This window comes from Catenovulum agarivorans DS-2, assembly GCF_000568405.1.
In the GTDB taxonomy this organism is placed as follows: Bacteria; Pseudomonadota; Gammaproteobacteria; order Enterobacterales; family Alteromonadaceae; genus Catenovulum; species Catenovulum agarivorans_A.
The window spans coordinates 78,852-88,099 of the sequence record NZ_ARZY01000021.1 but is presented as its reverse complement, the minus strand read 5'-3'; the positions used below and the strand labels follow the sequence as shown (position 1 = coordinate 88,099).

Genomic DNA, 9,248 nt, shown 5'->3' with positions numbered 1-9,248 from the left:
TACAAACCCACAACAGCCGATAATGTATATTATGTTAAATTGCATGTGAGGGATTAAAAGCATAATACTTACCTCTTAGCCTGCAGCTGATATACCTCTTAATTATCTCTTGGGTTGTTGCATAACAAGCATTATATTGTTGGCGCTTACTATTCGGAATAAAAATTGGTGGATATCCATTTTTCAATAATGGAATGTTGGCAACTATTCTCGCTATTCGACCATTACCGTCGTAAAACGTTTAAGTCTTTATCTAATGGGTCTAAAAATTTCATGGGACATTACAATAATCAGCAGTTGCCGATTATTGTAATTCAAAACCTGTACTACACCAAACGCTCTGTCACTGGCACAACACCTGGAAAAACCTTGTCTAGTTGCGCCGCGTTTAAACCCCAGTGTTGATGCAATAAGCCAGCAAACCAGCTGCGTGAATCGGTTGTAGGTTGCAAATCGCGGTTTTGATATAAGTTTTCTGGTGCAAGTCCTGGCCATTGACCTAAAACTTTACCCACCTTAACCGCGCCACCTGTGACCAGTAATGCGCTGCCAGTGCCGTGGTCTGTGCCATTGGTGCCGTTTATTCTGACTGTGCGGCCAAATTCAGTGGCAATAATTACAACTGTGTTTTGCCAATCATCTGCTAATGCATTTTTTAGTTCACCTAAGCCTTGGTCTAATTCTTTTAGTTGACGGTCTAAGCGCCCTACTTGATTGTTATGGGTATCCCAGCCACCCATTTCTAACATGGCGCAATCGGCTTGCGTGCTTGCCATAAGTTCACCGCAATTTCTCGCAAGTTGTTTAAAAGCCGCTTTGCGTTTTTTCTGTTGCATCATATTGTTGGCTTGCTCGCGCAGATTTAAACCTTGCTGAATATTGGCGACGAATTTGTCGTCTTTTTCATGTAGTTGCATTAAACGATTGTACAAATCATCTTCAGCATCCGGTAAGTTTGATGGATACCAAGTGCTTACACTATCTATACCACGCATACTCAAAGGTACTGTGTGTGCTACAGCTAAACCATTCGCTGATTTTTGTTGAATGGCGCGAGCTAACCAACCACTTTCGTGATCAATTTCTGTTAAGCCACTTTCGAGTAAATCTTGTGCTGAAAAATGCGAGCGTTCGCGATATGGGGATGCAACTGCAACTACAGGAAACATTTGTTTTTGTTTATACCACGCATGCATGTTCACTAACGCTGGATGCATGGCAAAACCATTATCCATAGGCTGCAATTTATCGGCGATAGGTTTAACTAAATTCGCTCTGTGTTCGACTAAATGTTTATCAAAGGTTGGCACTATAGTATGCAATGAATCCAATGCACCGCGCAGCATAACCCAAACAATTTTCTTTTTGTTAGTTGCAGAATTGGTTGCAGCCAAGCTAGCTTTAGAAGCTGACAACAAAACAAAACCAGCGCCTACGCCTTGTAAAAAATCACGTCTTTTCATTTCGTTGCCTCTTAACTAAATTGAAACTCTGGGCTCATTAATAACATTGCTAATGCTTGTTGGCGGCTTTCAGCACGTTTTAAAAATGTGTAAGTGTTGGCACTTAGCGATTCACCAAACGCAGCTTTGGCTAATTCAAGCGGGTCTTTTTTTACTTGTTTTGCATAGGCGTTAGCCCAATCAATTCTGTTTAACAGCGCATCTGGACCATCCCAGGCGTTACGTTCATCTTTGAAGCCAGCTGGAGAGCCAGCGGAAAAAGGCTTTTGTCCCATCATTTCTAAACTATTCATAAAGGCTCTTTGTTGTTTTCCTTTATATTGAATGTCGCTTAGACGATAACTAGAGATTAAAAATTCACGAGGCGTTTTAAATTTTTGTCTATCTTCACGCCAGCTTTCAGGGTGTTCTATCATGGCGGTTATTACCGCTTTAATGTCACCATCTGTTTTTTTCCAAGCTGCTTGCATGGTTTGCACAATTTGTTGATTTGGCTGGTCACTGATAAAATGTCGAACCAGTTTAGTACAAACAAATTTAGCGGTTGCTGGATGTACAGCTAAATCTTGCAAAATAGCTTTGCCCTGCTCCATACCTTTTTGACTATAGGTTTTACCTAATACTTTGCGCTTGCCCGGTTGATGGGTCCTTTGTCGGTAAATAAAACCAATGGTATCTTCTCTAATTGGGTTGGCGACACTCCAACCCGTAATGGCTTTAGCTAACTCTATAACATCTTGTTGGTTATACCCACCATCAACACCTAAAGTATGTAGCTCTAAAATCTCACGGGCTAAGTTTTCATTTAAGCCTTTGTTTTTACGCTTTTTCGCTAACTGAGAATCAGGGCCTACAGATTGTTCATTATTTAAATAAACCAACATGGCTGGGTGCGATTCAACTGCCAGTAAAAGATCAGAAAATTTACCAGTTAAGTTTGGTGCAATCGCTTCAATTTCCAATAAAGGTGCAAGTGCACGCATTACATTGCCACTGGCTGTTACACTGAAATGGTTTGAGAAAAAATCAAGCAATCTTGCTTGTAATCCATTTTCGGTTTCTATGGCAAATTGAGCTGAGTAGTAAGAAGCTAGCTTGGATTGCTGATAGAATTTTTTCTTAAATTTATCGGATTGTTGCATTTGCGCTTCTGACTGATTGCCCTTTCTTTCTTCCATTCGCATTTTTCGGTATTGGGCTTGATATTCGTATGCTTTAGCTAAGCTCCAAATACTGGAATCGGGGAAAATTGGTTTTAACTGGTTAATTAGCCAAGTTTTATGATTTGACTCGACCAGTGTTTGGTTTGGGTTTACCCCGTATCCAAACCTTTGGTAAGCAATGGCGGTTTCAGTTGATATGGTCATAGCATAATCCAATCTAATTATTTATTTTGGATTATAGGTTGGATTGAAAAATTACAAACCAAATTTACAAAAAGTTTACATCATATGATTTCAACAACACTCACCAGAGCTCATTAAATATCAAAAGTTATTGAAAAGCATGAAAAAATGCCTACGCTGCTATTTTGGTGTGAGGGCTATTCACACAAAAATAACAGTGTAGGCATTGCACTCACACAAACTGGTTTCGCATAACAGTTACTTCAATTTAACCCGCAATAATTTCTCGTGCGCAGTGATATACAAATAATCTTCATTACTGTCGAACGCCAAATTGGCGCTAAAGTATGGAATGTTTATTTGCGCTAATACTTTACCTGAAGGTGAAAACAACCATATACCGTGTGGGCCTGTTGCAAAAACGGTACCTGAGCTATGTACTTTTAACCCATCCGGAGCGCCGTGCGCGTTAGTACCAGTTGCTTTAGGTTTGTAAAATAGTTTTTTCGAAACTAGATCACCTTGGCTATTTAATTTGTATTGATACCAAGCAGGCTCATTTGGATCTGAAACCGCTACATACAAAAATTGGTTATCTGGCGATAAAGCTATGCCATTGGGCGCAGTTAGAGACTTGTCTATTAGTTTCAATTCACCTTGCGGGCTTAGTTTATACACACCTTGAAAGTCTAATTCTTTGGCTGGATCGTCCATTTGTTTAGGTAAACCATATGGAGGATCGGTAAAAAATACAGTTCCATTGGTATGCACGGTTAAATCGTTAGGGCTATTTAAACGCTTGCCCTGGTAGTGTGTTGCAAGCGCTGAATACTGTGCCTTGGCCTTGTTAGTTGGCGCATTCATAATCGCAAGTTGTCGGCTACGCGACTGAGCGATCAACAATTGCTTATTGTTACCGATAGCTAACCCATTAGAATAACCACTCGGTGCTAAATAGGTTGAGATGCCCTCTCCAGCTTGGTACTTGATAATCTTGTTATTTGGGATGTCTGAAAAAATCAAATATCCACCATTTTTACTGGACGAGTCGTCAACCCACACCGGCCCTTCAGCCCATTTAAAACCATCTGCTAGTTCTTCATACCCATAATTAACATCTAAATAATTTAACGCTTCAGGCGCGTGGATTTGATATATATCTTGGCTAAATCGGCGTGGGTAAATATTTTTGTTAACCTCTTTAACAGCATCCACTAATGGCTGATAAGGAATATCGGTAACCGACACAAAACCTACGTTGTAGTTTTCACCATCGTATGCACGGCCGGTTAATGGCGAGTCTATATATTGAAACCAGTGTGCGCCGACTAAATATGGGTTGTCGATTACACTGTACAAATATTCTTGATATTTACGCCCACGATCAGCTTGTGATTCAGCATGAATCAACCCAGGGTTTAACAAACCTGAATCTAACGCACCATTATGGAATTCACCAATAATGCTAGGTTTATCAATTTCCGCTAAGAAATTCCAGAAGTCATCATTAATGCCCTCTTTGTAATAGTTGTAGCTTACAACATCAGCATGCTTGGCTGCGGCAGCGCGTATCTCTGGTGTCATGCCCCAGTCAGCAAAACGTGCCCCCATATACATATGATTAGGCATATAACGTTCAACAGATTGGCTAACAATTTTGAAATACTGCTCAGCATATACAAACAACAGGTGTGAAAAATCTGCCAGCATACCAGCTGGATACTGAGTAAGTTTTACCCCTTGAGTCAGTTCATCCCAACTTGAAATGTTGGTATGCCAAGCAATATTGAGCTGCTCGATTGTGCGATACTTTTTTGTTAGTTCATCTACAAATACTTGTTTAGTCGGGCTTTCTATCGCAGGCCGTGACAGGGTATTAATAACAATACCATACTGACTTGCTACCGACCCCATCATGCCCCAGCTTTTCTCATTATCAACAAATACCCCTACGCACCATGGGCTGTTGTTAACCTCGTCGGCTATTTGTTTTATCGTAATATCGGTACGTTCTTTAAATAGAGGATCAAACGGATCTGGTAGCGGGCTCCAATAGTCATTGCCACTGCTAACAGTTTTAAAGTTGCCGATAATCCAACCATTGGCAAAATATGGGTATTGCTGCATATCGTAATATTTCGAGTCAATCCAATTTCCGAATGAAGTAAAACCCCACGACTGCATACGTTTAACCGTGGTTTCACGCCATTTTTGCATTAACTCTGCATCATCATTGATTTGATATTTACGTTGCAAATTGGCTCGATAAAAACTGAAAGTTTCGCCCCTTTCAATAGCGCCAGTATGAACCTCTCTTCTATAGCCAAAATTATCAGCTAATTCACTGCCATATTCAGGCAACCAGCTAAACATATTGGCTCTTAATTCTGAGCTAACATGGCGAGTCGGCCAAGCTTGCTGCGGGGCTGGGTTTAGACCTAACGAATCTTCTGGCGTTAAATCACCTGGCGCTCGCGCTTTTATCTTAGAGTGATCAAAGTCATAACCTGTGATAGTTGAGGTATTGGCTAAACGTACATTCGCAATCCCATTTGAGAAAAATAGATAACCTTCTGGGTCAACTAATGTCCACTTACCTTGATACTTTTCAGTGCGGTAATAACCCGTCGCTTCAAGTTTAGGCCCATGTTTCCAGCCATTATATTTTGAGCGATCAGCAAAGTTTTTGCCGGTTAACTCCGCTTGCTCTTGTTGATGTCTTTCGATTAACTCAGCGGTCGAGTTCACCTTATTTGGAAAATCTATCCGAGTACTCTGACCAAATTTATCAACCAATTTTGTTAGATAGTTCTTATCTAGTGCTTTTGGATAGATTAAACGTGCGTTATCAATCACCAGTTGTTTATCTTCTAACACCCCACGTATATTAAATTTGATACTGGTGATTTGGCTGATATCAATATTTTTGCTGCCATGTCGCCAAATAATAGGTACATAATCACTCTGCCAGCTTGGGGGATTTGAGCGAATGCCTGTCTCTTGGTTTAAATCTAATCCTTTAAGTTCAATAAAATAGGTCTCTGCTGAATTTGCTGGTACAACAAAACTTCGATTGTGCGTTTTACCCGCTTTATCTTTGGCGGTTACATACATATGAACAGAGGTGTTTTTCGGGTTTTGAATATCTAATGCAAAAGCAAATGAGCTATCATTTGACCAATCCCAACCATTGTCTGATTTAAATTCGAACCCTGATACATGATTATTTTTCGAGTCAAAGCTAATTTTAACGGCGCTATTGTCACCTTGCTTAACGCTCGTTAGTTTGGCATTTTCAGTTTGTATATGTTTGAGGTGTTCTGCTTGTTCAAAATCCCACAGCATACTTTCGCTACTAGCATGGTTACTCGTTTGACTACATGCAGTCAAAATGCCACTCATGCCCAATGCATATAGAATATTTTTATTCACTTTTTGCATGGTTGTTACTCCATCTCTTTCAATCGATTAACTATTTTACTGACACCGGCAATGAGTTGTTGTTTCTCAGCTTCAGTTTCTACAGGTCTTGCCAGTGCGCCGCCTATGCCTAAACCTTTTGCGCCAGCTTGTAGCCATTGCTCAAAGTTGTTTTCATCAATGCCACCAACTGGGAAAAATGCAGTGTCTAAAAAAGGGCCTTTGGCTAAAGCTTTTAAATATTCAGGACCGATTGGTTCTGCTGGAAATAACTTAACAACGTCAGCGCCTGCTTTTTTCGCTTCCACTACATCAGTAGGGGTAAATGCGCCCATCAATACGGGTAAATTGTGTTCATGAGCAAATTTACCAACTTGTTTGCAGGTATTTGGCGTAACTAAAAATTGCGCGCCTGCAGCTTTAGCTTGCTCAGCAATTTCCACTGTCGTGATTGTGCCAGCACCAACAATTAAGTTTGGATATTGCTCGCGTAATTGAGTAATTTTGCTCGCATAGCCGGGAGTGTTGCTGGTTATTTCTAAAATACCGACTCCTGCGGTTATTAAGTTTTCAACTATGGCGTCTATTTGTTCTGGTTGTTCTACTCGTATAATGACAACCAGTTTTTGTTTAAACATTTGTTCAACTATCTGTTGTTTGTTCATTGGGTCTTTCCACACTCTATATCTTTATTCTAAACGTTAACTGTTGACTATTTTAAAAGTGGCAAAAAATTAGCGAATAACATGGCCACTGGTAAATCCTTGTACAACCGCGTTAATTTCATCTTCGTCAGACCAATGTTGATCGCCATAACAAGTATGCGCCAGCGCAAATGCAGCATTGGCAAAATCAATACATTGTTGTGGGGGCTGACCTTTTAGTAATCCATTAAATAAACCAGCGGCAAAAGCATCCCCTGTACCTAATCGGTCGAGTATCTCTACGTCTAACCAATTACTCTGATAATTGTTACCCTGGGTACGGTAAATCGCCGCCAATTGGTTGCTTGATGCACTGTTATGTAGTCGTGCGGTTACTGCCGCGTCTACAGTAAAAGCATTGGTTAAATAGGTAGCAACAAGCTTGGCTTGTTCAATTGCATCTCCTTCGTCAAAAGTTTTACCAAACACATCAGCAACCGCACCTGCATTGGCAAAAGCTAAATCACAGTAGTGTAAAATTTGGCTAAAAATCAGCTCGGCAACCCCATTTTGTTGCTGTTCTGCTGACCATAAACTGCGGCGGTAGTTTATATCGAAAGCAACTTTTACCCCCATATTCTGGGCAATTCGAGCTGCTTTTACTATTTCGCTGGCACAATTGGTTGAAAGCGCCGGTGTGATGCCACCTAAAAACAACCAATCTTTACCGGCTAATATATTTTCCCAATCAAATTGCTCTGATTGTAAACAAGCAAATGCGGAATCAGCGCGATCGTATACCACACGTGATGGGCGAATTGATGCACCTAGCTCGATAAAATAACTACCAATGCGGTTGCCACCACGCACACAATAATCTGTGTTGATGCCATATTGCTTGAGCGTTGCGATACAGTGATCGCCAATAGGATTATCTGGTAAACGTGTGGCGAAATAACTTTGATGCCCTAACCTTGCTAACGAGCTTGCCACGTTCGCTTCCGCGCCTGCAAAATCGACCGCTAGGTTTTTCGCAACCACCAGTTTTTGTTGTGGTAATGCAGGGGTTAACCTTTGCATAATTTCGCCGAAAAAAACAATGCTCACGCTTTTGCCTCCAATTCATTTTCGGCAACAGGCATTTCTATGGTTTCAACTTTGCCAACTAGAAATAAATAAGAAAATAATCCTGTAAAAGCCAATATAGCGATTAACGCTAGTGCTGGTCTAAAATCACCATCTTGGACTAAAAAGCCAATCAGGACCGGTACGATTACAGCGGATAGACCTCCAATAAAATTGAAACACCCTCCGACCAGGCCAACCATATGTTTAGGCGCAATTAAAGATACAAACACCCAGTTGATAGATGCCAAGCCGTTGCCAAAGAAGGTTAGAGACAAGAAGAAAGTTACCCATAAAGTGCTGTCGGTATAGTTAGCAAAAATTACTGAACTAGATAAAAACAAACCTAATATAATCGGCGTTTTACGCGCAAATTCGTTTGAGAAACCTTTACGTACCAATAAATCAGAAACAAAACCTGACAACAACACACCACAGAATGCCGCTAAAAATGGAACCGAAGCTAAAAAGCCGGTTTGTAGATCACTAAACCCTCGATATTCAGCTAAATAAGTTGGAAACCAAGTTAAGAAAAATATCAGTGTTCCGCCTAAACAAAATTGGCCAATATAAATGCCCCATAGCTTTTTGCTTGAAAACGCCAGTTTGAGGTTTTGCCAACTAACAGGTGTGGTATTGGGAGATGACGACTGATTAGCATTTTCGCTATTAGCTTGCGGGTTATTTGGCTGCTCATTTGACTTTTCTTGGTAAAAAATATACCAAATAACCGCCCAAACTATGCCAATTAAACCGGAAACAATAAACAAGCCTCGCCAGCCAAACCAGTCTTGAATAACCGCCAATACGGGCATTAAAAACGCCAAACCGATAAATTGCCCAGAAGTATATATTGCAATCGCCCCTGCTCTTTCTTGCTCAGCAAACCATTGGGTGACTATTTTGTTGTTGGCTGGATAACTTGGTGCCTCAAAAAAGCCTATCGCCATACGACAACCAATCAGTGCCGCAACTGAGCTAACCAATCCTTGTACTAAAGTCACTAAACTCCAAGCGACCAAAATAAAGGGGTACAAAAAACGAATTCGCACCGCATCAACCAGCATGCCACCTGGAATTTGCATAATTGAATAAGTCCAAGCAAATGCAGAAAAGATCAAGCCCATTTCTACTTTGCTAATGTTTAAATCAGCGGATATTGCAGCCGCCGCGACAGATATATTGGTTCTGTCCATGTAGTTAATTACCACGCTAATAAATATCAGCGCCAAAATGCCACCTTTTTTCAT

At 40.7% G+C, this 9,248-nt stretch carries 5 protein-coding genes and 2 pseudogenes; all 7 read right to left on the bottom strand.

All coding sequences use genetic code 11. The features are described from left to right. Positions 1-326: 326 nt before the first annotated feature. The 7 genes and pseudogenes from DS2_RS11830 to DS2_RS11805 all read right to left on the bottom strand — a co-directional run bounded on the left by DS2_RS11830 (position 327) and on the right by DS2_RS11805 (position 9,248). Positions 327-1,463, bottom strand: a complete 1,137-nt coding sequence (locus DS2_RS11830) for a DUF1501 domain-containing protein (RefSeq protein ID WP_035015012.1) — start codon at positions 1,461-1,463, stop codon at positions 327-329. Between the two features lie 11 nt (positions 1,464-1,474). Continuing rightward, positions 1,475-2,830 carry a DUF1800 domain-containing protein gene (locus tag DS2_RS11825; protein WP_035015011.1) on the bottom strand — a complete coding sequence of 452 codons (1,356 nt, stop codon included), beginning with the start codon at positions 2,828-2,830 and terminating at the stop codon, positions 1,475-1,477. Between the two features lie 237 nt (positions 2,831-3,067). Next, positions 3,068-3,874: pseudogene (locus DS2_RS20855) on the bottom strand (SMP-30/gluconolactonase/LRE family protein); the annotation flags it as partial. Positions 3,875-3,973: 99 nt separating this feature from the next. Then, positions 3,974-6,211, bottom strand: a pseudogene (locus DS2_RS11820) (beta-galactosidase); the annotation flags it as partial. Between the two features lie 44 nt (positions 6,212-6,255). Then, positions 6,256-6,894, bottom strand: coding sequence for a bifunctional 4-hydroxy-2-oxoglutarate aldolase/2-dehydro-3-deoxy-phosphogluconate aldolase (locus DS2_RS11815; RefSeq protein WP_035015010.1), 639 nt, complete (start codon positions 6,892-6,894; stop codon positions 6,256-6,258). A 69-nt stretch (positions 6,895-6,963) separates the two neighbouring features. Further along, positions 6,964-7,980 carry a sugar kinase gene (locus tag DS2_RS11810; protein WP_035015009.1) on the bottom strand — a complete coding sequence of 339 codons (1,017 nt, stop codon included), beginning with the start codon at positions 7,978-7,980 and terminating at the stop codon, positions 6,964-6,966. Beyond that, positions 7,977-9,248 (bottom strand): MFS transporter, encoded by a 1,272-nt coding sequence (locus DS2_RS11805; RefSeq protein ID WP_051479828.1) that lies wholly within the window; start codon positions 9,246-9,248, stop codon positions 7,977-7,979. Before DS2_RS11805 ends, DS2_RS11810 begins: the two co-directional genes overlap by 4 nt.

What these genes read in the sequence shown, in the direction of transcription:
- DS2_RS11830 (WP_035015012.1), bottom strand. Translation starts at nt 1,463, where the DNA reads ATGAAAAGACGTGATTTTTTACAAGGCGTAGGCGCTGGTTTTGTTTTG.
- DS2_RS11805 (WP_051479828.1), bottom strand. Translation starts at nt 9,248, where the DNA reads ATGAAAAAAGGTGGCATTTTGGCGCTGATATTTATTAGCGTGGTAATT.
- DS2_RS11825 (WP_035015011.1), bottom strand. Translation starts at nt 2,830, where the DNA reads ATGACCATATCAACTGAAACCGCCATTGCTTACCAAAGGTTTGGATAC.
- DS2_RS11815 (WP_035015010.1), bottom strand. Translation starts at nt 6,894, where the DNA reads ATGAACAAACAACAGATAGTTGAACAAATGTTTAAACAAAAACTGGTT.